The organism is Bacteroides intestinalis DSM 17393, from assembly GCF_000172175.1.
Classification (GTDB): Bacteria; Bacteroidota; Bacteroidia; order Bacteroidales; family Bacteroidaceae; genus Bacteroides; species Bacteroides intestinalis.
This window is the reverse complement of record NZ_ABJL02000008.1, coordinates 125,731-150,230: the sequence shown is the minus strand read 5'-3', so window position 1 is coordinate 150,230 and position 24,500 is coordinate 125,731. Positions and strand designations below refer to the sequence as shown.

Genomic DNA, 24,500 nt, shown 5'->3' with positions numbered 1-24,500 from the left:
ATTATGGAAACGAATAATAAAGAGATAAAACGTCGCAGCACGTTCTCCCTGCTGTTCTACATCAACCGCACGAAAATCCGCAAGGACGGAACATGTAAATTGTTATGCAAGGTAAGCATCGACGCCAAGTCGGCCCCGATCAATATCAACGCGTTTGTCGATCCATCGCTTTGGAATCCGGAAACCAAAAGGGCGAACGGACGAAGCGAGAACGCCCGAACGGTAAACCTGGCAATAGAGAAACTGACCGAAAAAATCACCGGACATTACCGTCATATTCGTAAAAGCCTCGGTTTCGTGACGGCCGAGCTGGTCAAAAACGCCGTGGAAGGAATCGGGCAGAAACCGTTCACCCTCCTTGCCTTGTTCCGCGAGCATAACGAGGAGTTCCGCAAGCGTGTCGGCGTGGATCGCAAGGAAGAAACTTATGAAAGTTACGAGAACTCCTATAATATTTTAGCCTCCTTCGTGAAAAAAAGGAAGGAAAAGGAGGATGTAGCGTTGCGGAGCCTTGACCGGGAGTTCTACGATGATTTTGAAATATTCCTGCGTACAGATCGTGAAATGAAACCCAAGACAGTACACGAGCATCTTTACCGGTTGAAGAAAATGACCAAGCGGGCTGTCAGTCAGGGTACACTCCGGCGCGACCCTTACGGGAAGCTGCACCCGGAACTGCCCCGGCGCAAGAGCCGCCATTTGAAACTCGAAGACCTCAAAAAGCTGATGGAAACTCCCGTCGATAAACCCAACCTCCAGCGGGTGCGGGACTGGTTTCTCTTCGCTACCTTCACGGGGTTGTCCTACGCCGACCTGAAACGCTTGTCCGAAAAAGACATCACGCAGTCGGACGACGGAACGTACTGGATACACATCCGGCGCCAGAAGACCGAAACGCCCTCGGCCATCCGCCTGCTGAACGTGCCGTTGCAGATCATCGAGAAATACCGCCACGAGCGTAAAAGCGACAGGATTTTCAACCTCTATTGCCGGGGGTATCTCATCAAGCTCACCAGAGAACTGGGACGGACATACGGCTTCGACATGACCTTTCACAAGGCGAGGCACAATTTCGGGACACATATCACGCTCTCGTTGGGAGTGCCTATCGAAACTGTCAGCCGCATGATGGGACACAAGAGCATTTCCACCACGCAGATTTACGCCAAAGTGACCGACCGCAAGGTGGACGAGGACATGAAACGGCTGAAAGAACAGACCAAAGGCCGGAAAATAAATCTCTACGAGGAGTACGAACCGGAAACGGCAGATATTATAACGGTAAACGGTTGAACAGTATAACAAAAATTGATAAATTTGTATGACTATGACGACAAGAGAACCTATCAGCATTGAAAACGGGCGGGTGGAAATCCACGCGCCGGAGAACCGTGTATGGCTCACGCGCCACCAGATTGCCGACCTGTTCGGAGTCTTCGTTCCTGCCGTGGGGAGCAACATCCGCTCCATACTCAAAAGCGGCATACTCTGTGAGGAGAGGGTTTACCGCCGGGAGCGCAACCGTGACGGCGGTATTGTCGAGCTGTATTCGCTCGAAATGATCGCCGCGCTGGCTTTCCGCTTAAAATCCGGGAATGCCGAAGCCTTCCGACGGTGGCTTGTCCGAAGGGCCACGACGACCGCCGTCGTCTGGCAGCTCCCCGGCATGAACACGATATTGAACTGAAAAAGAAGAACGGCCGTGATGGCCGTTCTTCTTTTATACCCATTCCTGTCCCCCGATACATTTCTTCCGGGAATCTTCCAGAAGTTTCTGTATCTCGGATTCCATGTATAGTACCTTGCCCTGAATCAAATAATAGGGAATGATCCGCGCCGTGCGGTATTCCTGCAATGTACGCCTGCTGATTTTCAGCAGCCGGGACAATTCCTCGTCGGTGACGAACCGCTCTCCCTTGAGTGTCCGGCCTCCGGAGGATTCCAGTTTATCCAGTGCCTTGCCGGCCTTTTCCAAACGCCGGAAGAGATCCGCCACACGCGGATCGTGCTTGTCGATGAAATAATGGCTCATAACGCGGCGGTATTAGGATAGTGCGACGATTGCAGCAGTTTCCCGACATCTTCCGGTTTGTAGAAGATTTTGTGACGGATGCGGCTGAAAGGCAGCAACCCTTTCTCCCGGTAGGTTTGCAGGGTACGTTTCGATATACCCAGCACGTCACAGACATCCTGGTTGTCCAGCCATTTTTTCAAACTCACGTCCTCTTGCCTGCGGCATAACGCCTCGGCTTTTCTTTCAATGGCTTCCACGTGCCCTGCCAGCGCGTCGAAAGCCTTCACGTCCATACTTATTATTTCCATGTTCTGTTTCATTTTTTGTTTCCCGGATGCCCAAAAGTACACAAATGGACAGTATCTTGTTATCAGCCGGTGGCATATGGACGTATCCGTCTTAAAAGTGGCAGCGAGTGGCGCCACGTCCGGCGGAAACGATCCTCCGCCGATACGGGATCGGCACGCTCCGATACGCCAATCGCCCGTGAAAGGAAATGCTCGCGGGCGATTTATCATTCCATGCAGGGTGAGCCGTGAACCGACTTTCGCGAGCGTTCACGGCATATCGTTTTCTCCCCGTTTCTCTCCCATAACCTTTTCCTCTCTTTTTTTCATGCCGCGGAGCGCGGTATGGAAATCTGTTGTCAGTAGCAAAGGTAGTTACGGGGCTCACGCTGCTGCAAGATCGGGCCGCGGGGCGGTTTGCCGCAAAATCTTCCTCTTTCCCTGCGGGCGAGCGTATTTTCCGACAAAATCTTGCAGCAGCTATCCCCGACACCTTTTGATGCTACCGAAACAGATTCCATCCATACCGGCTCCGCTACGGCATAAAAAAAAAGTCAAAGGTTATGAGAAACGAAGAGAAAAATAAATGGAAACAGAAATCCTCCAACCTTCCACTTGGCATAAAGGCAAAGGTCGGGTTGGCGGTAAAGGTCGGGGCGGTGGCTTTGGGCTTCCACGTGTGGGGTATCGACTTTATTTGGGTCGTTTTGGGCTTCATGTTCTGTTATGACATCCTGCGGGGCATTTTCTCCTGCCTTGTTTCTCTCGTGGCTCTAACCGGCTTTTTCTATTTCCTATTCACTCACATCTTCTAAATTATTACAGGTATGACAAAGTACATTTCATTATTCGGAGCGACTACCACGGACACGCAGGTGCAGGTAGTCAAGGAAAACCAGGTTATCATCGGTATCGGTGCGGGTGCGAGCAGAAAGCGTTACGTCGTTTATAAGGTGGAACACACCGCCCGTGGCTACGTGTACCACATGGTCGATACCGAAACAAAGGAAATCAGCCAAACGGACATTTTACGTCCCCTTTCCCAAGAATTCGGTATCGGCAGGTACTACGACGACGTGAACCCCGAGTTCATGGACGCTTTCGAGGTGGCTTTGCTCGTGAGGCAGGCGGAAGAGCAAGCCACGGCGCAGGCCATCGCCGCCGCCAAAGAGAAAGCCGAGCATGACCGCATAGCGGAAATAGGGGCGCAGAGGTTACGCCGCATCATGCCCGAAGGGGTGCAGGGCGTAATCATCGCCGAACTCAACGAAACGGAATACACTGACCCCTCTTACGAGTGTTCGACCACCCGAAGCGTGCGTACCGTCATTCTCGGCTTTTCGGCCACCTCCCGCAACGGCTTCGGGGAGTTGAGAAAGGCGGCGGCCAATTTCCCGCAAACGGCGCACCTCTCCGAATACGACCCCAAGAACGAACACCGCTATCCCGTTTTCACGCTCGGCAAAAGTCCGAAATACGGGTGGAGTGTCTGCAAACTGACCCACTACACCCGTGAAGGGTACATCGACAGGCTGGCATATATCGCAGGAAACGAGGAGAATATATGCCTGCCCGAGCCGAAAGACGAAAAACGGGCGGAACGCACTGAAACGAGCGTGCAAGGCGGGTTTATCATCGTGGACTATTCCGAGAAGGCGATAGCCGTATTCGGGGACACCAAGCCCGTCAAGGACGCCCTTCACGCACTCGGGGGACGCTTCAACGCACGGCTGACGCATGACGGGCAGAAGAAAGCGGGATGGATTTTCCAAAAGACCAAAGAGGACGAGGTGCGACGGCTTCTCGGAAAGGACGAATAAATGTTGAACACGGGGCGGCTCGCCGCCCCACAATACCAAAAAATCATGGCACAAGGAACAGATTATTTCAAACTGACGATACAGAACTATCTCGACGCACGGGCACGGGAGGACGAACTTTTCGCACCCCGATACGCCAACCCGAAAAAGAACATTGACGATTGCTGCACTTTCATCATCAACCAAGTACGGCAGAGCGGTTGCAACGGGTTTGCCGACGAGGAAATATACTCTATGGCACTCCACTATTACGACGAGGAGGACATCGACATCGGCAAACCCGTCAGTTGCAAGGTAGTGGTCAATCACACCGTCGAACTGACCGAGGAGGAAAAAGCCGAGGCACGGCGGAACGCCATACGGAAGGCCGAGAGCGAAGCCTACGCCAAGTTGGCGAAAGCCAAGTCCAAACCCAAGAAAATCGAAGATAACAAACTAATGCCCAGTCTATTTTAGTTATGAAACCGAGAACAAAATTCCAACAGAACGTCGTGGCGGCAAGCAAACACCTGCCGCCGCTTACCCCCGCACAAATCGAATGGGGGTACAAGAACTGCATCGAGCATATCGGACGCCGCACGCCGAAAGGACTTATCACCTGCACCGAGTGCGGCCACACGTGGCAGAGCGAAAACGGAGAACTCACGGACAATCTGTTAGGGTGCGAGTGTCCGCACTGCCACACCACGCTGAAAGTGGAAACCACCCTGCGCCGCAAGTTCAACGATTACGAGTATTTGTGTATCGTAACCCGCTGCAAGGGTTTTCAAGTCCTGCGCTTCGTCTATATCGAGTGTTGGGCGAAAGTGGGACAGACGCCCGTTTACACCCATATCGAAGCCGTACAGCGGTGGATTGCCCCCGACGGACGCTCCGCAACCTTCGCACGGCTGCGCCCGATGGGCTTCTTCGTTCACGGGTGGAGTTGGTCGAGCGCATTGGAACTGCGGGCGGAGAACGACGGGAAATACAACATCACGCCCACACGCATCTATCCCCGGCAACGGCTTATCCCCGAACTGCGCCGAAGCGGTTACGGCAAACAACTCCCCGATGTAACCCCTTTCGACCTTATCCACCTGCTGCTCTCGGAGAACAAGGCCGAAACGCTGCTTAAAGCGGGACAAACGACACTCGTGCGATTTTTCGCCCGTTCCTCCCGCAATATCGCAGACTATTGGCCGGCCATCCGTATCGCCATCCGTAACGGGTACGCTATCGGGAAACCGACGGAATGGTGCGACTACATCGACCTGCTGCGATTTTTCGGGAAAGACCTGCATAACGCCCATTTCGTGTGTCCCGCAGACCTGCCCGCAGCGCATGACCTCTACATGGCTAAAAAACGGCGGCACATGCAAATGGAACGGCGGCAGGAGGAACGGCGCAAGGCGTTGGAACAGGAAGCCTCGTTTGTCAAAGCCAAAGGACGGTTTTTCGGAGTGGAGTTTTCCGACGGGGAAATCCGCATCAAGGTATTGGACAGCGTTGAAGCCATACGGCAGGAGGGCGAGGCCATGCACCACTGCGTGTTTACCAACGAATACTATCTGAAAGCCGACTCGCTCATACTCTCGGCCACAATCGACGGCAAACGTATCGAAACGATAGAGGTGTCCCTAAAACGCATGGAGGTCGTGCAGAGCCGTGGCGTGTGTAACAAGAATACCCCATACCACGGGCAAATACTGAAACTGATGAAGGGGAACATGTCCCTTATACGGAAACGAATGACAGCATAAAAATCGGGGCGGCGAAAGCCGCCCGCAAAAACAAAATAGAATGAACCAAATAGCATATAAATTCGTGTCGTGGGACGTTCCCGCACTCGAAAGCCTTGCAGGCTCAAAAGCGTACATATTACGCAAACGGCTCAATGACGGGGGAACGCTCACCCGTGAGGAGAAAGACTGGATTACCCGTGAGGTAAACCATAACACCTATTTCAAGGACTCCATTCTGCTTTTAGGGTATCGTTTCAACTTTGTCGATGTACTGAAAACATTCGTGGTAAAGCAGTACGGGCATTACACGGAATACAAGGGCGTGGACAAGACGAGCATACGCTCCATGTTGTACGGCAGAGTGGAAAGGATTGTCGAATTATAAAATCGGGGCGGCGAAAGCCGCCCTACAAAAAAACATAACAATGAAAATCATCTATAAAAGCTACATGGCACGCCCGCTCAAACCCTTCGGGGAGTGGGATTGGGAAGTTCGGGAAGCAGTCAAGACGGCCCTTGCGCTCGTCGAGGGGAAAAACGGGTTCAAAACCCATTCCGAGATATGGCGAAGGTGCAACCTCGTCATTACCGTGGGACACAACATCTACACCACGAGTATCGAGATACGACCACCCGAGCAGGACGTGATACGCCGCAGGAGCAACTGGCATAACGGCTACGCCTACTACTGCAACGGCGTGTTCTGGGCGAACATGAGCAGGGTTAAAGTGGAACTTATCTGATTAAAAAATTTCGGGGCGGCAAAAGCCGCCCGTAAAAAGCGAGAATATGAAAACGAATGAAGTAAACAAGGAAATCTCCTATGAAACGCTGCTCGTAACCTTCGGCGAGGGTATCGGGCGGCTCGACACCATGTTCGACGACCCGCAGGTGTGGGGCGTTGCCACGCTGAAGCAGTGGATCGACGGGTATGAAACTACGCGCTTCACCGAAATCGACGACCGAACGGCGGTTATCACATCCGAATACAACATGGACAGCGTGAAGGAATGGCTGCAAAAGAACACACCGATTATCAACCTGGAAAAACGATAAAATCATGCGCAAGTACAAATTATTCATCGGCTACCGGCTGCTGGGAGAGTTTTCCGGTATATGGGAAGCCAAAAATTTCGCCGCTGAAAGCGGCATGAGCGGAATTTTCTCGCTCGTGGGAGAAAATTACCGGGACAGTTGGTACGAACCAAAAAAACAGGACAAGAATGGAAACAAAGATTAAAGACATCACGGGAGCGGAAATAACCGTTACCGACTTAAAAGAGGCGGTACGCCAATGCCGGGAGTGCCTCGCAAGTCCTTATCTGATGCCCTCGGGGCATACCGTGGGGGAAAACCATGCCTACATGTTGCGGCAACTGCTCGCCCTGCAAAGGCGGAAACGGGAACACGGCAGGCAACGGCCGTGAAAATACGACGCGAAAAAAATCGGACGATAACAACCGTCCGATTTTTTTGTTTCCCGTCAATCGACCGCCGTATGGTCGCCCAGCTTCCCGTGCAGTTCACGCCCGATATGTCCGGCAATGCCACGGGGAGAAATTTCAGAGATTGAACCCCACCCGCCATGCGTGTATATGCACGTCTTGAGCGGTTCGGTACGGGAAAGGTAGAACAGATAGCCGTTGCGGAGCAGGATGCCCACGAACACCGAGCCGACCTCGATGTCGGCGATCTCGTCAAAACGTATCTTCCCGTCATTGTATAATACTGCCGTGCCATCCGCATCGGGAATGACGAACAGATCGTCTTCCATGACAATCCCGTGCAACTCGATTAGCGACCCCAGGCATTCACTCGCCGATACCCGGTCGTAATCACCCTTTACCTCATTTGTCGATTTCGTTTCCATATCGCTTTTCTTTAGGTTCAGACAAATACCATACGAAAAAGGCGTGAGAATACGTTAAATACCGGCATTGAGGTACAGCCAAGCACCCATCCACTCGATAGATAATTTCTCCCCACGCCGCTATCGCATACGCTTGACGCATATAGACACGACGATGAAGAAGAGAACTACCCATTATTTTGCGAGCGGATTAAAATTTGGCTGTTTTCAATGCCCCACCATAATGTGTTCCTTCCGTATGTAAATCGCCCGGCGGCACGCCGCCGGAGGATTCGATTGCAAATATAACGATTTCATCCGGGTATCGGCGACAACACGTGCGATTTTTAACAACCTTCCTGCCAAAGAACTACCCGCCGTCCTACAATTTCGGCCCCCGGGCGGGTTTGCGGGGCGCGACCTTCGGCTGCGCCTTCTTCTCCCTGGGCGGTTCGACGATCCGCAGTTTGAGTTTCTCCGTCTTACGGTCGTAACGCACCTCGCAGCAGTCAATCTCACCCGCAACCGACGTCCACACGTTGTTCACACGCACCGCGCCGCCCGAGTAGAGGGTCTTGTATTGTTCATATTCGAGCGGCTGCCGCAATTTCGCGTCCACCTGACGGTGGAACGAGTAGATATTACGTCCCTTTGCTATTTCGTCGGGAACGTAAACCCGCAACTCGGGATGGGCGGCCTCGGCATAGAGGCACAGATCCGCCGTGCGAAGCTCCCTCGGAACCCACTGGATCATCCTCGGGTCGCCCCGCACGGCCGTATCGGCCACGAGCGGCGTGATGGCCGTCTGGGGAATGTCGTACAGCACCCCCGCATCCTTGCGAACGGCCTCCAACGCCACCTCCTCCGTTACAAGCCGGCGGTTCAGGTGCAGGACACTCATCAACCGGTGTATCTGCTGCGGGTCGTCCTGTTCGCGGAACACCTGCAAGACCAGGGCGGGGTCGCTCAACGCGCTGATAACCGAGAAATCGGTTTTGTCCTTCCCGTAGGTACGCTCGAAAGCCTCCCGGCTCATCTCCGGCGTCCGGGCTTCGCGGGGGACGCCTTTCAGGTTTTGCGGGTTCTCCCGCACCAGGCTCATGTATAGATCCGGGCTTTTCATGCTCTCGGGCAGGTGGGCGATGGCATAGGGACTGCGCCGTATGGCCTCCATGCACAACTCCGGCGTTTTCCACTTCTCGGGGACATATTGCAGGTAGCTCCCGTCGTGCCCGACGGCCCGGCGGCACATCTCCTCGTTCTTGGCGTGATCGGGAAGGTTGTAGAACAGCTCCGGCTCCAGGGCGAAAATTTCCCGGGCCACCCTCGGCGTGAGGAACCAGGGGTTCATGTTCTCCAAAAAATCGAAGGTCTTATCGTAATTCGTGCAATAGAACCCCAACACTTTCAGGTGTATCTCCTCGAAGGGGATATAGCGGAGGACACGCAGGTCGTCGGTACGGGCCAACGCCCGGTTGCAGACCTCCGGCGTGAGCTGTTCGGGGTTGAAAAAGCGGATGGCCAGGGGATCGCGCTCCAGCGCCATCCCGCACAGACGGTCGGTTTTCAGATGCTTCGGAACGTACTCCAGTGCCAGGTAGTTCGAGGACACGGCGGCCTCGCAGACCCGTTCCGTGCGTAATTCCTCCGGCACTTCATGGAGCAGGATGCCGTCCCCGCTGACGGCACGCAGGCAGACTGCCTCCGTGCGCAGTTCCACCGGCACGAGCGAAAGGCAGGACGCGTCCATCCCCACGCCGTGAAGGGCCAGCTCCCCGGTCATGACCTCCGGGGCAATGGAGGCGAAAATCTCGAACTTGTCCACGAACGACATCCCGAATTTTTTCAGCCCTTCCAGGCATATATCGGGATACGGAATGTAAGGGAGTATCTTGTAATCGGCACTGTCCACCGCTTTCAACGCCGCACGGCATATTTGCGGCGTCCTCAATTCCCCGGGAACGACCTCCAGCACCAGGCCGTTGCGCTTCACGGCCGCCATGCACAGTTCGGGGGTCTTCAACCCCTCCGGAACGTAATACAGCGCGTAGCTGTTGCTATCGACGGCGGCACGGCACATTTTCGGTGTCTTCAGACGGTCAGGGACGAATTTCAGTGTTTCGCCCCGGTGGCCGGCCGCGGCAAGACAAAGTTCCGGCGTTTTCATCGCTTCGGGAACGAACTCGATGTTGAAAGCCGATTTCTTGATGGCGAAACGGCAGACCTCCGCCGTTTTCCGATCCTCGGGCAGCGTCTCGAAAAGGTTCTCACGCCACGGGTTCTCGTACACCCCCGTATCGAGATAGGCTATATCTATTCTCTCTTGCTCTGTCATGGTTTTCAGTATTTATGGAAAGCGCCCGGGTGACGGGCGCTTCTCTTGGTTAGACATATTCCGTTATCGTTCCGTTTCCTCCGTCCCGTTCTCGCTCTGGAACGTGAAGGAGGTCTTCACGACCTGACCCGTGTTGTCCTCGACATAGACGTCGATGGCCTGCTGGTCATCGCTGCGCGATGTGTAATAGAGGCGGAACACCTCACGGTCGAGCGGATAGCGGTCGTTGGGCAGGAACACCGTACCGTCGTCCATCCTCAACTCACCGCGCCCGTCGGGCTGGAAATAGCGGATCGTGTAACGCGCGCCGTCATATCTCCCCTCCCGCACGAGCGTGCAGCGGATTTCAGCGGTTTCACCAACGGAGATTCGCTTCTGAACGGGCATCGTTTCCAGAGAGAACGTGTACGCCTGCTGTATATCCAGCCCGTTGTCGCAGGATGCGCATAAAAGACCCAGGGCGACGATCCAGACCGCCAGGGCCAATATCTTTTTCATCTTTTTCATGTCGCTTGCAAGTTTAATGGATTATGAATTTCACGCCCAGGCCGAACTGCGCGTGGAAATGTCCCGTTGTAGTGCCCCATAGGATACGCTCACGCCCCGTCAGCGAGAGGATAATCCTGTCGGTCAGGTACGCATCGACCTCCAGCGTGACGGCCCCGCCATAGAGGAAACGGTCGCGGTGGCGGAGCGTAGAGCCGTCATAGAGCCGCCTCTCGCCCCGGTTCACACTCTCGTAACCGGCCAGCGCCGAGCCGCCGAGGTAGAAGAAAAAAGTCCTGGACGGGTCGGCGAGGAACTTGTAATAGTAACCGCCCTCGGCCGTGAACTGCGCCACAGGGATACGTTCCGACTTGTAGGGGTAATAACGGTTCAGGAACTCCGCGCCGAACACCCACTTGTCGGCATTCTTCGCGTAGCGGCTCATGGCCATCCCGAACCAGTAGCCCGTTTCGCTGCGGCTGTCCCGGGTATAGAAGCCGTCGGTCATGCCTCCCCGTATTTCCAGCCCGCGCATGGCGGGCAGGGCACGCTGGGCGTGCGCCCCGTCCGAAAGGAGGAGGCATAACCCCAGCGTGAGAATGAATATCGCCCGTTTCATATCACTTTACCTTTAACTCGTTGATAACACGTGCGCGCACCAGGTCGGCATTCTCCACCGTGAAAGTCTGGTGTCGCCCGCCCTGCTGCTCGTGCAGTTCCACGACCAGCTGCTTGTCGTCGGCCAGCGTGAACTTCGGGAGCGTGAAGACCATGCGCTCGGTACGCTTGCCGCCGATGACCTGCACGTTGTTGTACGCACGCACGGGCCATACGACCTGCTCCTGGATGGCCGTGCGTTTGGCCACCTTCTTGTCCGTAATCTTGAACGTCAGGTAGTCCACGTTGAAAGGCACGTTGGAGGAGTTTTTCAGTTGGAGGTGGAAATAAAGCAGGTCGTTATGCACGTAGATACCTTTGAGGAGGTATTGTACCCCGAAACGCTTGCAACCGATATGCTTGATCTCGCGGCGGTCATTCTTGTAAATGGACTGCATGATCAGTTTGACCAGCAGCGGAGATTCGCATCCCAACTCCTGCAAATAGATGTCCAGCGCGTTATTGGGGCGGTTTACCGCCTCCCCGTCATGCAGGAAGTCCGCCATCTCGACCGACAGTTTCACCGGCTCGTCGGCATACTTGACATTGAAGCTGTAATAGGCCCCGTCCTCGGTAATGACCGAAAGGTTGCTCTCGCGCGAGAAATCACGCAGGGCCGCCTTTACACGCAGCACGTTTTCCGTGCCGTCGGCTTTCGCCGCCAGAAGATCCGAAGACCCCAGATCGACGTAACGGATGGCCGAGGGGAAAATCACATGCACGGTCTTGCTGAACGTCACCTCCAGCGCGTAGGGCGGGATAACCCGGTTGAAAGTCAGCGGACGGGTAAGACCGTCGTACAAATCGCCCGTGGAGGGCTTTTCCTGCGCGTGGGCAGCGAACATGCACCCGATAAAAGCGAGTGCCAGAAGAATCTTTTTCATACTCGATAAATTTTTGATTGTTGATAAAAATGGATTTTTTCAGTGGTGTACGGAAGTACGTCGTTTGTACCCTTATTGAAGGGGCGGGAGCAGCAGGACGCTGTAACCGGCCTTGAGCGTGACCTTGACCGAGCGCATCTTCTTGCTCACGTATTGCGACACGCCCTGGATGGCGCTGCGCCCCAGGTCGGAGAGCAGTTGCGAACCGGCATCGTCCGTGATCGTGATACTGCTGCCCATGCCCGCGCCCATATTGGCGGCGATCTCCTTCACGGCATTGAGTTCTTCCGACCCCGGCACGGGAATACCCTCGTTGCCGTTCGTGTCATAGACCGACAGATCGACCGGAACGACCGCCCCGCCGTGCTGGACAGCGCTGACCTTGACCGTCAGCCGTTCGCCGTTGATCCTCGCCGTCCCCGTTACGGGCGTACCCGAGGGGATGAGCAGATCTCCCGCCATCATCGGTTCCAACAGCCGGAAAGTAACCTCCCCGCCATCGGTGAGCGTCACGGTTTGCTGCACGGCGGCACGGATACTGTTGCGCTCGGGCTCGCGAAGGTCGCTCCCCACCGTGTTGAAACCCCAGTTCCGGGGCTTGACGAACTCACGGGCGAAGACCGAATCGGGCAGCGGGGCGGCGAGCAGCGACACGATGTTACGGCGCACCTGGCGCACGGGCTGCACGGAAGCCTTGCCGGAAACGGAGGTCTTCTGACGCGGGGCTTCAGGGGCCTGACCGCCATTCATATAGCGGGCGGCGATCTCGTAGGACTTCTCCAGCAGCGCCACCTGCTCCTCCTGGGCCGTTTTCTGCGCCTGCTGTTCTTCCAGGCGGCGTTCCAGTTCCTCGATGCGGGCCTGCATCTCGCGCTCTTCCCCCGTTTCACCGGCGGTGTCCTCGTAGAAACTGCCTAACTGGCGGTTGATGTCGGCATAGGCGGCACGGGAAGTCCGGAAAGCTCCCGACGAACCGCCGACAGAGCCGGAAGACTTATCCGGCACGGCAGCGGGCATGACGGGCTCTTCCTCCTCGTCCTCCATCCCGAACGCGAAATCCTGCAAGGAGCGCATCTTTTCCCGCTCCCTGCGCCGCATCTCCTCCTGCACGTAGGCATCACGCTTGTCCGAGAGAATACCCTCCGATTCCGGGGTCGGCAGCTCCGTGTTGAAACCCGCCGAAGGCTCCTCCCGTTCTTTTTCGCCGGGGGAGAAGATCAGCCACATGCACCCGGCAAAGGCCAGGAAAAAGAGCGGGAAGACCACCATCTTCTTCCGCATCTGTATCTGCCGGGGCGTGAGTTCCTTTTTCCCCGCCTCCGGCTGTTTATTCTGTTTTTCGTTCGTCGTCATAATTGAAATCTTTTAGATGTTTTACACTGTCGGCCTCCTGCCGTTGTCTTAATTCCAGTTCCAGCCGCTCGATATGCCGTATCTGCATCCGTTCCCCGGCTCCCTTGCCGAAGCGGTAGATGGAAGACACGGTAAAGTAGAGCGACAAGACGGAAAAGAACAAGAGCAGCGTGAGGATCACGATAATCCGCTTATCGGGCGAGAGCGCCCCGCAAGCGCGGCGCAGGTGGTCTTCGACCCACTCCCCGAAAGCCTTTATTCTCTTCTTTGCCATAGCCTTATCTTTTTAATGTACGTAAATCGCGGTTCTCCAGAATCTCGAATTTCTCCATGATGAAACCCTGCGGGTTATTGTCCGAACGCCCCGAGTTGATCAGCTCGCAGCGCGTGACCAGCGAACGCTCGGTGATGTTGCTCTCGCGGACAATCATTTGCCGGGCATAGGTCATGGCCCGGTAGGGATAGGCGTTGAAGTCGCACACCACGGAGTCCACCTCGATACGCTGGCTGATGTTCCCCGACACCACACGGTTGTAGTAACCTTTCTCCTGCATGTCCTGGTAATAGGCGAAGGCGCTCTTATCGACCAGGAACAGCGCGCGGTTGATGTTGCTCTCGATGGCCGCACGGTCGGGCGAGAGGGTGAAGAACAACTCGTGAAAACGCCGGATATGTTCGCGCGCCTCCACGGGGCGGTTCTGGCTCAAATCCTGCGAGAGCGCCAGCATCAGCGACTTGCCCCCGTCCAGGACGTAGATCTTCTCGCGCTGCTTTTCGGCGAAACGGAAGCTCGCGACCACGCTGAACACGGATACCAGCGCGCACAGGCAGAGGAACACGATACCGAAAAGCCGAATCTGCCTGAAACTTGTTTCGATGTTTTTTAATGACTTGAATTCCATTGTCCAAATTGTTATGAATGATTATTGTTACCTTGTGTTGCCAGGTTGCGCCCGTTGGGGGCACTGCCCGAAGCCGGGCCACCGCCGCCGTTACCGGAGGAGGAACCGCCACCGCCGCGACGCCCGAACGTGCGGCCGATCATGTTGCCGGCGATACCGCCCGCGACACCCGTGGCGAATGCCCCGGCCTTGTTGATACCGCCCATAGCCCCGCCGGCTCCGCCCGACTGGATCACCCACTCGGCAACGGTGGGGATCGTGAAATAGCCTATGATACCTATAATCAAAAAGATAATATAGACACCGCTGCCGCTGTCGGGAATGTAGTTGGGGTCTTGCAGGGCCAGGACGTCCGCCTGGAGCATCAACGTCTGGATCTTGGCCAGCACCGCGGAGAACAGGTCGGCGATGGGAAGCCAAAGGTACACGCTGATATAGCGGGAAATCCAGCTCGCGAGCGTCGAGTGGAAGCCGTCGTAAATGGAGAGGGCGAACGACAAGGGCCCCAGAATCGACAGCACGACTAAAAAGAATGTCCGCAGCGTGTCGATGGTAAGCCCCGCGGCGTTGAACAACAACTCGAAGAAGTCCCGGACAAGCTGCCGGAAACCGGCCTTGATGTCGTACCACGTGCGTTCGGCCCACATGCTGATAATCTCGCCCAAGTCCGTGATACCCATATCCGCAAGCCGTTGTTCATACACCTCGTCGTCCACTAACCAAGCCTTGCCCTCGCGCCTGCGGGCCTCGGCTTCCAAATCGTCCTTCTGTTGCTGGTATGCCTGCAAATCCAACGTCTGCCCCTCCAGTATGGCGTGCGTGCCCTGCACCACGGGCGACATCACGGCGTTGATCGTCCCCAGAACCACGGTGGGAAAGAACATCACGCACAAGCCGATGGCGAAAGGCCGCAGGAGCGGGAACACGTCGATAGGCTCCGCATTGGCCAGTGCCTTCCATACCCGGTAAGCCACGTAAAAGAGCGCACCCAGGCCGGCGATACCTTTCGCCACCCCGATCATGTCGCCGCATAGCGGCATCATCTCCTGATACAGGTTCCGGAGAACCTGGTGTAAATTGTCGAAATCCATGACTGCCTCCGTTTTCAGGTTACCAATATCTGTCGTTCGGGTTCCCGTAAAGTGCCAGCACCCGGTGCGCGTCGCCCTTTTCGCGGCTGCGGATGAAGGACACGGAGATGGTCTTGCGCGTGTAATAGCGCGTGAGGTTGCGGTACTCCAGCATCTTCGTGTAAACCTGATCCACCACGTCCATCCGCTCCTTGTCCGAGAGCGAGAGGCCGTTGCCGCCGGTTATGACCGTCTTGAGTTCCGCCACCAGCGCACCGCCCTCCTCCAGCAACCGGGCGTAACCCGCCGAGATCGCCGCCAGCTCGTCCACCGTGAAGTTCGGGTCTGAAACCATACGGTTGAATCCCGAGGTGTAGATTTCCGTGATCTCGCTGACCATTTCGAGCGTCAGCTTCACCTTCCGGGCATCCTTGATGATGTTATGCACCGATTTGAGGGCGTCGTAGTAAGCCTTGCTCTGGTTATAAATCTTGATACTCTCTTGCAGCGACTTGACCATGTTGGTCGCCGTGGTCGAGCTTTGAACCGCGCTCTTGATGTTCTGAACGAGGTTCGACGGGTCGATGACCGTCCACTGCGCTTTTGCCTGGTACGTGAAGCAAAGAAGCCCCACGAACAGCGTTAAAATCAATCGTTTCATCCTTTTCATTATTTAATTCGTGAATACTTGGGCGGTCATTCCGACGCCCGGTAATAATCCCCGTAGGCGGAGAGCTGGAGCACTTCGCGCCCCGCATCGTAGGCCAGGGCGACATACCCGTAGAGGTCGAAGTAACGGATACCTCCCCAATACTTCCTCACGGGACGGGAGAAGCGTGTCCCGTCCTTGTAGGACACCTCCACGTAAAAACCGCCGCCCCGGCGTCCCGGGTTGCGGTAGATGCGAACCCGGGGAGAACCCGAGCGGCTTTCCCACTCGCCCGCCACCTCGTACAGCGCGAAGTCCAAACGCGCCGCCGTGGGGTCTGATCCGATACACTTGCGATACATGGCCTGCCCTCCCTTTAACGTTTGCCCTCGGCGAGCTGCCTGATCGCCAGTTCCATATCACCGCCCAGCTCGCCGGCAAGCCGCTGTACCTCCACTTTCTCCGTTTCCTCGGTCGTGTAGGCCAGGTACTCCGGGACGCTGACCTCCGTGGCATAGACCGCCGACTGAACGCCGCCCAGACCGATCCAGACCTCCTTGTATTTACGGGAAGGGTCGTTGGACTGGTTGATCGAGAGAATCTGCGCCTTCTCCTTGTCGGTCAGCCCCAACAAGGACTGAATCGCGTCGAAACGGTTCATGAACTTGCGCTGGTCGAGCAGGATCTTGCAGTCCGAGTTGTTGATGATCGCCTCCTTGACCACCGGGCTGGAAATGATGTCCTCGACCTCCTGCGTCACAACGATGGCCTCACCGTAGTATTTGCGGACGGTTTTATACATATAACGCAGATATTCAGCCATATTGGCCGTAGAGAGCGCCTTCCAGGCCTCCTCGACGATGAGCTGTTTGCGTACCCCCTTGAGCCGTCTCATCTTGTTTATGAAAGCCTCCATGATGATAATGGTGACCACGGGAAAAAGCTCCTTGTTTTCCTTGATGGAATCCACCTCGAAGACCACGAAGCGCTTCGAGAGCAGGTCGATGTTGGCCCGGGAGTTCAGAAGGAAGTCGTAGCGTCCGCCCTTATAATACTGCCGCAGGGTGATGAGCATGTTGTCGATGTTGAAATCCTCGCGGCTGACCCGGATCTCCCGCTCCTCCAGCTCGCGGCGGTAGTCGTCCCGCAGGTACTCGTAGAAACTGTCAAAACACGGCACGATATTCCGGTCGGCGCGGATACGCTCGATATAGGCGTTCACGGCACTGCCCAGCTCGCCGCTCTCGGTCTTTGTGATCTTGTCGTCCTCGGTTTTCCAGAGTGTCAGCAGCAGCGTCTTGATGCTGTCCTTCTTCTCCACGTCGAAATAGTAGTCGTCGGTGTAGAACGGGTTGAAACTGATGGGATGTTCCTCAGTATAGGTAAAATACACGCCGTCCTCACCTTTGGTCTTACGCCGGATCAGCTCGCAAAGACCCTGGTAGCTGTTACCGGTATCCACCAGCACGACATGCGTGCCCTGCTCCCAGTATTGGCGGACTAAATGATTCATAAAGAATGACTTGCCTGACCCCGAGCCGCCTAACACGAATTTATTCCTGTTCGTAATGATCCCTTTTTTCATCGGTTCGTCCGAGATGTCCAGGTGCAGGGGCCTGCCGCTTACGCGGTCGCACAGCTTGATGCCGAAAGGGCTGGACGAGGATTTATAGTTGGTTTCCTCCGTGAAGAAACAGACTGCGGGCTCGATGAACGTGTAGAACGATTCCTCGGCGGGGAAATCCCCCGCGTTGCCCGGCATACCCGCCCAGTAGAGCGTGGCGGCGTCCACGGTGTTGTGGCGCGGGCGGCACTCCATCAGAGCGAGCTGGCTGCCCACATCATTGCGGATATGCCGGAGCTCCTGCACGTCGTCCGACCAGGCCAGCACGTTGAAATGGGCCCGGACGGATTGAAGACCGAACGAGTGCGCCTCGTTGAGATACTGGTCGATGTCGAGTAGGTCAGCCCCCTTACGGGAGCTTTCCCCTCTAAGAACCGTACGTGAGAGTTTCCCCTCATACGGCTCAAGCAATTCAAAACTTTTATTTGTAACTAAAAGCCGGCTCATAGTAACTTCCATTTATTTCTGTTAGTAATTCGGCTGCAATGATCATGTATTAGGACTTTCGCCTTTCTACTGCTCCCTGTCATTTCAGTAATTTTCCAGGGAGTTTCCCGCGTGATGTGCTTGCCACACACAGGGCAACATTGCATTTGCTGATTCCACAGGCGATAGATATATTGCTTGCCGTCTAAGTGTGCAAGCATTCTTCGGGTCTTGTATTGATCGAAGAAATCTTTCCAATCGGCATTATATGGGTTGGCCTCACTGCGGATTTTGATATGTCGCTTTATTTTCGTATCCGACAATCTCACAAGAGTGTGGTATTTATCCACTTTCCTGTTTTCAAGCGGTACGGCAAAAGTCCAGCTTCTACCTCTTACAGTGTGATAATACTTGTTGGCAATCCATCGTTTACCTTTTTTGGGATGTCTTCTGCGAGACCATCGCCATAGTTTGTTGAAAATTTGTGCATCTGTTTTACGGAAAGTTTCCGATGCAGAACACCCCTTGTAGTAGTTCGCCCATCCTCTAATGACTGGGTTTAGCAATCGTATCAAAGATTGTTGCTTAGAAGACTTGTTCTTGTCCACTATTTCACGAACCTTATCTAAAAATCTCTTTCGACTCTTCTTGGATGGTTTTGTGATAAACTTGCCTTTATATTTTCTGATATTGAACCCAAGAAAATCAAACCCTTCTTCTATATGAGTTATCTTAGTCTTTTCTTCTGATAAGGTAAGCCCTCTTGCTTGAAGAAACTCAATGACTAATGGTTTAACATGGTTCTCCAACAACTCCTTACTCTCTCCTGTGATAATAAAATCATCCGCGTAGCGAACAAGATTTATCATAGGAGTATAGTAATTTTTCTTCGAGCGGTTTATCGGAAAGCTATCGGCAAGCAGTTTTTCCAGTCCGTCCAAAGTCATATTTGCAAGAGTTGGGGAGATGATGCCGCCTTGAGGAGTTCCCTCCTCTGTCGGAAAAAGTTGCTTGTTGAAAATAAATCCACTTTTCAACCATTTACGGAGCAAAACTTTATCCATAGGGATATTGTCAAGCAACCATTCATGACTGATATGGTCGAAACAACCTTTGATATCACCTTCTAAGATCCATTGTGGGGATGTCGTCCTTGCCAGGTCATTGAAGCATTGTTGAACGGCATCTGCCGTGCTCCTTTCTTTTCTGAAACCATAAGAATTGGCATCAGCCGTTGTTTCAGCTACGGGAGCCAGTGCCATCAGATACAATGCCTGCATAGCCCGGTCTTTCATAGTTGGTATACCCAATGGTCTTAATTTCCCGTTACTCTTTCTGATATGTACTCGTCTCAGAGGTTGGGGTGTATAACCTCTCCTTTTCAGTTCGGTTATTGCACACACTTTAGCATCTGGCGTTTTCCATGTTACCATATCGACGCCAGCCGTTTTACTCCCATTATTGGAAGTTACACGTCTTACCGCTAATGCTTTAGCGTAAAACGAGTGGGTCAGTGTCCACTGCAAGGCTTTGACCTTGTTGTGGCGACCCTCTTTTTGAGCCTTTACAATACGCGCTTGTAGCTTTTGAACCGCAGCTTCGCATTTGAGCCAATTTATACTGTCCCATTTGCTCTGCGTTTGGTCAGTCGATGCACACGATTTTTTAATTTCGTTCATTTGCTTTTCTCCTTTTAAAAGTTCTAAAAGTTTCTTGTAAAGAATCACCTACCGCAGAAGTCAGCCTGCTTTCGCAGCGGGATGATGTTTCAATCCCTATTCACCCCATTACAGGGTGGCATTCGCTTTTTCTGCAATCCTATACCCGCACTCCATTCGGCATTCCTTACGGTCTGCTTACCTGTCATTGGCAGGAGAAATACGGGCTTACTACGTTCCGTGCAAGTAACTTATAAGTGGGTTAGGTTCTGTCTATTACACCGGCAGTACTCTGTTCGTGTATTCCCAGAATGGAGAGGAATAACCGACTGCTTCCCTTTTGGGCTGAAGCCTATCAGTATCTTTGGCTTCTTCAACCTTACGACGTTTAGACGACAGTTCGCTTACGCTAACCATACCACCCAAGCCAAGCTCCCTGACTGTATGATACTAACAGCCATTGTCTTTCCCTCACGGTTCTGACTGCTCCTTTCGGAAGGGCTACCTTGTCTGGACAGCTTTGATACAGTATATTACTATTGGTGCATCTGTCCATAGGCTACCGTTGACGAAACAACGGGTTAAATCTAAGTTTAACAATTACTTACACAGCGACGTATCGCACCCACTCCTTGTTTATCTGGTTCCCGCGGGAGTAGCGGGAAAGGGACTGCATGTTACGCGCACGTTTCTCGAACATACGCAGGTTTTCGTCGCTGTCTTCCAGGAACACGTACTGGTTGTAAAGGTGGTCGCAGGAAAGCAGAAGCCCCACGGGGGCCGCGAACGAGAGCAAGCAGTCCGAACGGTCGGTGGAAAGACGCTCGTAACGGGTGTCCGTACCCACGCGCCCCGGCAGGTCTTCCGTGTCCGAGAGCGTGTGCAGGCACACCCGTTTGTTGCCCACGCGCAGAACCTCGGCCCCCAGCTCGATGTCCTGAAGAGAAGTCGTCTCCGAGAGCGAGAGGGAAAAGTACCGTTCCAGCAGGCCCGGACAATCCGCCGTACCCGTGATCTCGTCCCCCGTGAGGCGGACAAGGGTCAGGAAACCCGAATCGTTCAGAATACGCTCGAACTGTTCCGCCGCCTCCAGGAATTTTGTCGCCGATTCCCGGTTTACCTCTTTGGGAATGATGTTGCCCCGGCAGAGGGTCGAGAAGTCTGAACGCATGTGCATACGCTCCCTCGTCGTTTTTGTCAGGTAGAGGAAGCAGGCGTGGGTCAGGAACGGACGCTCGTTGAAATGCCGCTCGTAACTGCGGGAGAGGAAACTCATGTCCCCCTCGCCCGTGGCCGGGCGGTAACGCTCGCGGATGAACCAGTCCTGCTTGTGTACCACGCTGTATTCGGGCAAGACCTTCAGGGCCTTGCACCAGGCGGCGTGGATCGCCTCGTACTCGGCGGACGTGACGGTGAATAGCTCCGGGAGTTCGACCCGATAGACGACCGTTATGTCCGCATCCTTGCTGATGATACAACCGCCTTCCACGGCCAGGAGCGGGAACTTGCTTTCCAGCGTGGTGGCTTTCAAGAGGTTTCTCATACGCGGCCCCCCTTTCTTTTCAGCAACCGGCGCAGGGACTTGCGGTTGAGCAGGTAGCGGGGATGCCGGCGCGCGGCGAGCAGCTTCATCAGCCCGTGTTCCCCGTAACGGGCGTTCAGGCGGAAGGTAAGCCAGACCAGCACCGAAGCCGCCGCAACGCCGAAAGCGATACATATCCACTGATCGACCCCTGCCATGTAGAGGATGACGAACACCACGAAGACGGCCAGCAGGCCGCCCGCGAAGATGAAGAGGTACTGCGCCTTCAGACCCCGGAACTCCACGCTCTTGCCGATTCCCTTGTTGATTCCATATTCCATAATTATTTGCATGACAGGTTGGACTACAAGAAGAAAGAGCGTAGGATCGTCGCGGCGACAATCAGGAAAATACACGCGCCGAACCAGCTCGCGGCGGTCTTCGACGTGTCGGGGTCGCCGCTCGAAAACTTGTTATAGACCTTGATGCCCCCGATAAGGCCGACCACAGCCCCCACAGCGTACACGAGTTTCGTGCCGGGGTCGAAGTAGCTGGTTACCATGTTGGTAGCCTCCGTAATGCCGGCGATGCCGTTGCCCTGCGCGAAAGCGGAGGAGATGGCGGCAAAGAGAAATGCCGCCGGAAGAAGAATCTTGTTCTTTCTCATAACTCGATAATGTTTGAATTGTGGCGCGGGGATGGATAGGCCCCGCACCGGGTTAAACTTCTTGATTCGGATTTTTTCAGTGGTTCGAGGATAGCCTCACGCGCTACCCGTAGTCTTTTTCTTTCATCGTGATGTCATTATGGGGTTAAACAAACTCACGGACGTCGAAACCCGTGGGAACCGAACCCTGCGGAGATGGGCTTTCCGCAGACCTCTCGGACATACGCCGGTGAAAGGCCGAGAGGTAGGTGTCGATCAGGGATTTTACCCTGTCGTTCCCGTCGGGGCAGCCCGAAACGATGACCTCGAACATGTCGGTCTGTTTCAGGCCCAGGAGGACACGTCCCGTTTCCTCCCTTTGCTCGTCTGTTGAAGGTGGATCATGTACCACGTGGCGGTAGGCTTCGCCCATCTGTTCAAAACTAACCCCCTGGGCAAGCGAGCGGCCCAAAAGGGGCAGCTCTTCGGTGTCGTCTTCATCCTCGTCATAATCCGGCTCCTCCGCGTCCGCATCCGGGAAAGATTCATCGTACAGCGGAAAGTCGATTTCCAGAGGTTCGTTAGGCTCCCCCTCGGGAGCGACACCGAACACTTCATCCAGGTCTTCCGGCGGAATCTGCCGGGGGTGTTCGGGTACATTCGTGGGCACAAATATATCGGCTTTTTCCGTAACTTTTTCAGTTTCAGATTCTACGGCAGCTTGTGGCCGGGAGTGGCGCGGGTCGAGGACAAAGCGGCTCCTGCCGATGATCTCCTGCCGGCAGGGAGTGTCTTCGGCAACGATCCCGTCTGCCGGTTCGTTGCGTTCCATCCGCCACAGGCGGAAAAACGCCCACAAGGCATACCCCACGGCAAAGAGGGGCAGCAGCCACAACGCCCCGTTCATCGCTCCTCCGCTTTGGGTTGCCGGGAGGCCACGGCCTCACGCTCCTCGAAAAGCCGCTCGATGGTTTCCCGGTTATCGTCCAGGTGCGCCTTGAGAACCTTGTCTACGTAGGCCGTGATCGTCACGTCGCCACGACCGATGACACGGGTGATCTCGCGGATACGCTCGTGATACGACGGACGTATCTTCACGTGCTTGTTACCGGCGAAAGGCAGCCGCAGCAGGCAGATGTAACGGGCCAGGTACTCGGCCTCGGGGGTGGGGACAGTCCCCACGGCGACCTCCCCCGAAGGGCCGTCGGGGACGATAAGGGTTTTCATCCTGCGCCGGTAGCGGCACACGCGGAAGATGAAGGGCACGGCGACGCAAAGGACGGCCGCCAGGATAACAGATAAAATAATTGCTTTGTCTGACATGATGGATTGTTTTTAATAGGTTGTAAATATTGGGTTCATAACTAAAAAATATCGGAGTTCCGTTTCTTGTAGAGTTCCGAAATTTCCTCCTGATAGGTCGCGAAATGCTGCTCCAGCACATTGTCCAGGTAGCTATACAGCGAGAGTTCGTTCTTACCGATAACCTGCACTATCCGGGTTATACGCTCGTGAAACTCCTTGCGGATATACACCGTTTTGCCACTTCGGGTATTGGAGGGGGCGTTCCGGATAAAAAGACGCTCGTAATCCTGGCCTTTCCCTCTTCGGCGGCGTCCCTCCTCTTTCGTAGCCGGCGAGGCGGCGGCCTCGCCGGACGGTTCCGATAGAGCCGATGCCTCCTCCTCTTTTTCCGGCGTGTAAGGATGTAATGGCCGGTTTCGGCTTTTGGCCTGGCTGATGATGAAGGAAGCGTCCAAACCGTCGTCATGTTCTTTTCCGCTCATGAGATCCTACTTTAACAGTTCGATCAATTCATCCACGAGTTTATCCAGGTTGCTGCCCCGGATCAAAGAACGGTCTGCCGGGAAGAGCGTGGAGCGGAAGACAGAGCGACGGCTGGCGTTCTGCTCACGACGAAAACGCTTGGTGTCAGGCAGGAAGGTCTTCAGAACAGGAAGATCCAACTCTTTCATTACCGCCTCGTAAACCTGATATAACTCTGTCTTTTCACGCCCGTCCACCATGTTCCATAGCATATACAGCCCTTTCATCCGGGACTTCTCGCGGCCCATGATATGCTCCTTTACCACAACCGCGTAATTCAGGGTGCTTTCCATGACAACCCGGTCGGCACTGATCGGGGCGACGAGATAATCCATTCCGGCCAGGGAATGAATCAGATCCTCGTTATTGATCGTACCGGGAAGGTCGAAGAACACATAATCGAAATCACCTTGCGGCAGGAGGTAGTCGGCATCGGCCAACGCCTCTTTCGTGTTGCTTTCCACGACAGGATAGGCTTTCTTTTGAAGCCGGGTGAATTGTTCGTAAGCTAACCTCTTGTAATGTTCGTCTTCGAGGGCAAGCTTCAGGTCACGTTCCCGCATCTCCACGATGGAGTGTTGGGGATAATCGCAGTCGATGACCGCGACATTGAAACCCTTTACATAGTGCAGGTAAGAGGCTGCCAGCACCGTGAGGGTGGTTTTGCCCGCTCCGCCTTTCTGGGTGGAGAAGGCCACGAATTTCGTTTTCTCTTTCATTGTTCCATGCGTTTTTAGTTATACAATCGGGTAATCGTTCATCTCTTC

General features: G+C 54.7%; 31 protein-coding genes and 2 pseudogenes. 11 read left to right on the top strand and 22 right to left on the bottom strand.

Going from position 1 to position 24,500, the window contains the following annotated elements; all coding sequences use genetic code 11:
* Positions 1–3: 3 nt before the first annotated feature.
* Together BACINT_RS09985 and BACINT_RS09980 are read left to right on the top strand one after the other, a co-directional pair.
* Positions 4–1,293 (top strand): site-specific integrase, encoded by a 1,290-nt coding sequence (locus BACINT_RS09985; RefSeq protein WP_007662686.1) that lies wholly within the window; start codon positions 4–6, stop codon positions 1,291–1,293.
* Positions 1,294–1,321: 28 nt separating this feature from the next.
* Complete coding sequence (locus tag BACINT_RS09980) at positions 1,322–1,687, top strand: hypothetical protein (RefSeq protein ID WP_004289443.1); 366 nt, start codon at positions 1,322–1,324, stop codon at positions 1,685–1,687.
* 33 nt (positions 1,688–1,720) lie between these two features.
* On the opposite strand, the gene BACINT_RS09975 is transcribed toward BACINT_RS09980, so the two are convergent.
* Together BACINT_RS09975 and BACINT_RS09970 are read right to left on the bottom strand one after the other, a co-directional pair.
* Positions 1,721–2,032 (bottom strand): helix-turn-helix domain-containing protein, encoded by a 312-nt coding sequence (locus BACINT_RS09975; protein ID WP_007662685.1) that lies wholly within the window; start codon positions 2,030–2,032, stop codon positions 1,721–1,723.
* Positions 2,029–2,322: a helix-turn-helix domain-containing protein gene (locus BACINT_RS09970; RefSeq protein WP_004319131.1), complete on the bottom strand. Its 294-nt coding sequence runs from the start codon at positions 2,320–2,322 to the stop codon at positions 2,029–2,031. The genes BACINT_RS09975 and BACINT_RS09970 overlap by 4 nt, the downstream gene beginning before the upstream one ends.
* Before the next feature lie 542 nt (positions 2,323–2,864).
* Between BACINT_RS09970 and BACINT_RS09965 the strand changes: the two genes are divergently transcribed.
* From BACINT_RS09965 to BACINT_RS09925, 9 genes are read left to right on the top strand one after another with little or no spacing between them, the layout of a single operon-like run.
* The gene (locus BACINT_RS09965) at positions 2,865–3,116 is read left to right on the top strand and encodes a hypothetical protein (RefSeq protein WP_007662683.1); all 252 of its coding nucleotides are present in this window, start codon (positions 2,865–2,867) and stop codon (positions 3,114–3,116) included.
* A gap of 12 nt (positions 3,117–3,128) precedes the next feature.
* Positions 3,129–4,121, top strand: a complete 993-nt coding sequence (locus tag BACINT_RS09960; RefSeq protein ID WP_007662682.1) for a hypothetical protein — start codon at positions 3,129–3,131, stop codon at positions 4,119–4,121.
* Positions 4,122–4,166: 45 nt separating this feature from the next.
* Positions 4,167–4,577: a PcfK-like family protein gene (locus BACINT_RS09955; RefSeq protein ID WP_009132163.1), complete on the top strand. Its 411-nt coding sequence runs from the start codon at positions 4,167–4,169 to the stop codon at positions 4,575–4,577.
* Positions 4,578–4,579: 2 nt separating this feature from the next.
* Positions 4,580–5,863, top strand: a complete 1,284-nt coding sequence (locus BACINT_RS09950; RefSeq protein WP_044154986.1) for a PcfJ domain-containing protein — start codon at positions 4,580–4,582, stop codon at positions 5,861–5,863.
* Between the two features lie 40 nt (positions 5,864–5,903).
* Complete coding sequence (locus BACINT_RS09945; protein WP_007559031.1) at positions 5,904–6,230, top strand: hypothetical protein; 327 nt, start codon at positions 5,904–5,906, stop codon at positions 6,228–6,230.
* 40 nt (positions 6,231–6,270) lie between these two features.
* Positions 6,271–6,588, top strand: a complete 318-nt coding sequence (locus tag BACINT_RS09940) for a hypothetical protein (RefSeq protein WP_044155186.1) — start codon at positions 6,271–6,273, stop codon at positions 6,586–6,588.
* Positions 6,589–6,634: 46 nt separating this feature from the next.
* Positions 6,635–6,901 (top strand): DUF6956 domain-containing protein, encoded by a 267-nt coding sequence (locus BACINT_RS09935; protein ID WP_004303780.1) that lies wholly within the window; start codon positions 6,635–6,637, stop codon positions 6,899–6,901.
* Between the two features lie 4 nt (positions 6,902–6,905).
* The gene (locus BACINT_RS09930; RefSeq protein ID WP_004295439.1) at positions 6,906–7,085 is read left to right on the top strand and encodes a hypothetical protein; all 180 of its coding nucleotides are present in this window, start codon (positions 6,906–6,908) and stop codon (positions 7,083–7,085) included.
* Positions 7,069–7,272 carry a hypothetical protein gene (locus BACINT_RS09925; RefSeq protein ID WP_004295440.1) on the top strand — a complete coding sequence of 68 codons (204 nt, stop codon included), beginning with the start codon at positions 7,069–7,071 and terminating at the stop codon, positions 7,270–7,272. Before BACINT_RS09930 ends, BACINT_RS09925 begins: the two co-directional genes overlap by 17 nt.
* Positions 7,273–7,328: 56 nt before the next feature.
* Here BACINT_RS09925 and BACINT_RS09920 read toward each other — a convergent pair whose 3' ends face one another.
* From BACINT_RS09920 to BACINT_RS09825, 20 genes and pseudogenes are all read right to left on the bottom strand, one after another.
* Positions 7,329–7,715 (bottom strand): hypothetical protein, encoded by a 387-nt coding sequence (locus tag BACINT_RS09920; protein WP_004295441.1) that lies wholly within the window; start codon positions 7,713–7,715, stop codon positions 7,329–7,331.
* A gap of 361 nt (positions 7,716–8,076) precedes the next feature.
* The gene (locus BACINT_RS09915; protein WP_007662678.1) at positions 8,077–10,029 is read right to left on the bottom strand and encodes a DUF4116 domain-containing protein; all 1,953 of its coding nucleotides are present in this window, start codon (positions 10,027–10,029) and stop codon (positions 8,077–8,079) included.
* Positions 10,030–10,092: 63 nt separating this feature from the next.
* Positions 10,093–10,536 (bottom strand): DUF3872 domain-containing protein, encoded by a 444-nt coding sequence (locus tag BACINT_RS09910; protein WP_007662677.1) that lies wholly within the window; start codon positions 10,534–10,536, stop codon positions 10,093–10,095.
* A gap of 13 nt (positions 10,537–10,549) precedes the next feature.
* Positions 10,550–11,134 (bottom strand): conjugal transfer protein TraO, encoded by a 585-nt coding sequence (locus BACINT_RS09905; protein ID WP_007662675.1) that lies wholly within the window; start codon positions 11,132–11,134, stop codon positions 10,550–10,552.
* A 1-nt stretch (position 11,135) separates the two neighbouring features.
* Positions 11,136–12,056, bottom strand: a complete 921-nt coding sequence (gene traN, locus BACINT_RS09900) for a conjugative transposon protein TraN (protein WP_004303795.1) — start codon at positions 12,054–12,056, stop codon at positions 11,136–11,138.
* A gap of 72 nt (positions 12,057–12,128) precedes the next feature.
* Positions 12,129–13,409: a conjugative transposon protein TraM gene (gene traM / locus BACINT_RS09895; protein WP_007662674.1), complete on the bottom strand. Its 1,281-nt coding sequence runs from the start codon at positions 13,407–13,409 to the stop codon at positions 12,129–12,131.
* Entirely contained in the window at positions 13,384–13,683 is a 300-nt protein-coding gene (locus BACINT_RS09890; RefSeq protein WP_004295449.1) for a TraL conjugative transposon family protein, read from the bottom strand. The genes traM and BACINT_RS09890 overlap by 26 nt, the downstream gene beginning before the upstream one ends.
* A 4-nt stretch (positions 13,684–13,687) precedes the next feature.
* Complete coding sequence (gene traK / locus BACINT_RS09885) at positions 13,688–14,311, bottom strand: conjugative transposon protein TraK (RefSeq protein ID WP_004295450.1); 624 nt, start codon at positions 14,309–14,311, stop codon at positions 13,688–13,690.
* A gap of 11 nt (positions 14,312–14,322) precedes the next feature.
* The gene (gene traJ, locus BACINT_RS09880) at positions 14,323–15,402 is read right to left on the bottom strand and encodes a conjugative transposon protein TraJ (RefSeq protein ID WP_007662673.1); all 1,080 of its coding nucleotides are present in this window, start codon (positions 15,400–15,402) and stop codon (positions 14,323–14,325) included.
* Positions 15,403–15,421: 19 nt separating this feature from the next.
* Positions 15,422–16,042, bottom strand: a complete 621-nt coding sequence (locus BACINT_RS09875) for a DUF4141 domain-containing protein (protein WP_004295452.1) — start codon at positions 16,040–16,042, stop codon at positions 15,422–15,424.
* A gap of 35 nt (positions 16,043–16,077) precedes the next feature.
* Positions 16,078–16,392, bottom strand: a complete 315-nt coding sequence (locus BACINT_RS09870; protein WP_004303798.1) for a DUF3876 domain-containing protein — start codon at positions 16,390–16,392, stop codon at positions 16,078–16,080.
* Between the two features lie 14 nt (positions 16,393–16,406).
* Positions 16,407–17,984 (bottom strand): annotated as a pseudogene (locus BACINT_RS09865) (TraG family conjugative transposon ATPase); the annotation flags it as partial.
* Between the two features lie 113 nt (positions 17,985–18,097).
* On the bottom strand, positions 18,098–19,759 hold the full coding sequence (gene ltrA, locus BACINT_RS09860; protein WP_198136854.1) for a group II intron reverse transcriptase/maturase: 1,662 nt from the start codon (positions 19,757–19,759) through the stop codon (positions 18,098–18,100).
* Between the two features lie 601 nt (positions 19,760–20,360).
* Positions 20,361–21,281: pseudogene (locus BACINT_RS09855) on the bottom strand (TraG family conjugative transposon ATPase); the annotation flags it as partial.
* On the bottom strand, positions 21,278–21,604 hold the full coding sequence (locus BACINT_RS09850) for a DUF4133 domain-containing protein (RefSeq protein WP_044155184.1): 327 nt from the start codon (positions 21,602–21,604) through the stop codon (positions 21,278–21,280). The gene BACINT_RS09850 and the pseudogene BACINT_RS09855, both read right to left, overlap by 4 nt.
* A gap of 20 nt (positions 21,605–21,624) precedes the next feature.
* Positions 21,625–21,927: a DUF4134 domain-containing protein gene (locus BACINT_RS09845; RefSeq protein WP_004319158.1), complete on the bottom strand. Its 303-nt coding sequence runs from the start codon at positions 21,925–21,927 to the stop codon at positions 21,625–21,627.
* Between the two features lie 145 nt (positions 21,928–22,072).
* Positions 22,073–22,813: a hypothetical protein gene (locus tag BACINT_RS09840; protein ID WP_007662668.1), complete on the bottom strand. Its 741-nt coding sequence runs from the start codon at positions 22,811–22,813 to the stop codon at positions 22,073–22,075.
* Positions 22,810–23,229: a DUF3408 domain-containing protein gene (locus BACINT_RS23655; protein ID WP_004295458.1), complete on the bottom strand. Its 420-nt coding sequence runs from the start codon at positions 23,227–23,229 to the stop codon at positions 22,810–22,812. The genes BACINT_RS09840 and BACINT_RS23655 overlap by 4 nt, the downstream gene beginning before the upstream one ends.
* A gap of 41 nt (positions 23,230–23,270) precedes the next feature.
* Positions 23,271–23,693 carry a DUF3408 domain-containing protein gene (locus BACINT_RS09830; RefSeq protein ID WP_004319163.1) on the bottom strand — a complete coding sequence of 141 codons (423 nt, stop codon included), beginning with the start codon at positions 23,691–23,693 and terminating at the stop codon, positions 23,271–23,273.
* 6 nt (positions 23,694–23,699) lie between these two features.
* On the bottom strand, positions 23,700–24,452 hold the full coding sequence (locus tag BACINT_RS09825; RefSeq protein ID WP_007559008.1) for a ParA family protein: 753 nt from the start codon (positions 24,450–24,452) through the stop codon (positions 23,700–23,702).
* Positions 24,453–24,500: the final 48 nt, after the last annotated feature.

Bases quoted from the DNA above. Each gene is read 5' to 3' on its own strand.
- BACINT_RS09985 (WP_007662686.1), top strand. From the start codon at position 4: ATGGAAACGAATAATAAAGAGATAAAACGTCGCAGCACGTTCTCCCTG.
- BACINT_RS09980 (WP_004289443.1), top strand. From the start codon at position 1,322: ATGACTATGACGACAAGAGAACCTATCAGCATTGAAAACGGGCGGGTG.
- BACINT_RS09975 (WP_007662685.1), bottom strand. From the start codon at position 2,032: ATGAGCCATTATTTCATCGACAAGCACGATCCGCGTGTGGCGGATCTC.
- BACINT_RS09970 (WP_004319131.1), bottom strand. From the start codon at position 2,322: ATGGAAATAATAAGTATGGACGTGAAGGCTTTCGACGCGCTGGCAGGG.
- BACINT_RS09965 (WP_007662683.1), top strand. From the start codon at position 2,865: ATGAGAAACGAAGAGAAAAATAAATGGAAACAGAAATCCTCCAACCTT.
- BACINT_RS09960 (WP_007662682.1), top strand. From the start codon at position 3,129: ATGACAAAGTACATTTCATTATTCGGAGCGACTACCACGGACACGCAG.
- BACINT_RS09955 (WP_009132163.1), top strand. From the start codon at position 4,167: ATGGCACAAGGAACAGATTATTTCAAACTGACGATACAGAACTATCTC.
- BACINT_RS09950 (WP_044154986.1), top strand. From the start codon at position 4,580: ATGAAACCGAGAACAAAATTCCAACAGAACGTCGTGGCGGCAAGCAAA.
- BACINT_RS09945 (WP_007559031.1), top strand. From the start codon at position 5,904: ATGAACCAAATAGCATATAAATTCGTGTCGTGGGACGTTCCCGCACTC.
- BACINT_RS09940 (WP_044155186.1), top strand. From the start codon at position 6,271: ATGAAAATCATCTATAAAAGCTACATGGCACGCCCGCTCAAACCCTTC.
- BACINT_RS09935 (WP_004303780.1), top strand. From the start codon at position 6,635: ATGAAAACGAATGAAGTAAACAAGGAAATCTCCTATGAAACGCTGCTC.
- BACINT_RS09930 (WP_004295439.1), top strand. From the start codon at position 6,906: ATGCGCAAGTACAAATTATTCATCGGCTACCGGCTGCTGGGAGAGTTT.
- BACINT_RS09925 (WP_004295440.1), top strand. From the start codon at position 7,069: ATGGAAACAAAGATTAAAGACATCACGGGAGCGGAAATAACCGTTACC.
- BACINT_RS09920 (WP_004295441.1), bottom strand. From the start codon at position 7,715: ATGGAAACGAAATCGACAAATGAGGTAAAGGGTGATTACGACCGGGTA.
- BACINT_RS09915 (WP_007662678.1), bottom strand. From the start codon at position 10,029: ATGACAGAGCAAGAGAGAATAGATATAGCCTATCTCGATACGGGGGTG.
- BACINT_RS09910 (WP_007662677.1), bottom strand. From the start codon at position 10,536: ATGAAAAAGATGAAAAAGATATTGGCCCTGGCGGTCTGGATCGTCGCC.
- BACINT_RS09905 (WP_007662675.1), bottom strand. From the start codon at position 11,134: ATGAAACGGGCGATATTCATTCTCACGCTGGGGTTATGCCTCCTCCTT.
- traN (WP_004303795.1), bottom strand. From the start codon at position 12,056: ATGAAAAAGATTCTTCTGGCACTCGCTTTTATCGGGTGCATGTTCGCT.
- traM (WP_007662674.1), bottom strand. From the start codon at position 13,409: ATGACGACGAACGAAAAACAGAATAAACAGCCGGAGGCGGGGAAAAAG.
- BACINT_RS09890 (WP_004295449.1), bottom strand. From the start codon at position 13,683: ATGGCAAAGAAGAGAATAAAGGCTTTCGGGGAGTGGGTCGAAGACCAC.
- traK (WP_004295450.1), bottom strand. From the start codon at position 14,311: ATGGAATTCAAGTCATTAAAAAACATCGAAACAAGTTTCAGGCAGATT.
- traJ (WP_007662673.1), bottom strand. From the start codon at position 15,402: ATGGATTTCGACAATTTACACCAGGTTCTCCGGAACCTGTATCAGGAG.
- BACINT_RS09875 (WP_004295452.1), bottom strand. From the start codon at position 16,042: ATGAAACGATTGATTTTAACGCTGTTCGTGGGGCTTCTTTGCTTCACG.
- BACINT_RS09870 (WP_004303798.1), bottom strand. From the start codon at position 16,392: ATGTATCGCAAGTGTATCGGATCAGACCCCACGGCGGCGCGTTTGGAC.
- ltrA (WP_198136854.1), bottom strand. From the start codon at position 19,759: ATGAACGAAATTAAAAAATCGTGTGCATCGACTGACCAAACGCAGAGC.
- BACINT_RS09845 (WP_004319158.1), bottom strand. From the start codon at position 21,927: ATGAGAAAGAACAAGATTCTTCTTCCGGCGGCATTTCTCTTTGCCGCC.
- BACINT_RS09840 (WP_007662668.1), bottom strand. From the start codon at position 22,813: ATGAACGGGGCGTTGTGGCTGCTGCCCCTCTTTGCCGTGGGGTATGCC.
- BACINT_RS23655 (WP_004295458.1), bottom strand. From the start codon at position 23,229: ATGTCAGACAAAGCAATTATTTTATCTGTTATCCTGGCGGCCGTCCTT.
- BACINT_RS09830 (WP_004319163.1), bottom strand. From the start codon at position 23,693: ATGAGCGGAAAAGAACATGACGACGGTTTGGACGCTTCCTTCATCATC.
- BACINT_RS09825 (WP_007559008.1), bottom strand. From the start codon at position 24,452: ATGAAAGAGAAAACGAAATTCGTGGCCTTCTCCACCCAGAAAGGCGGA.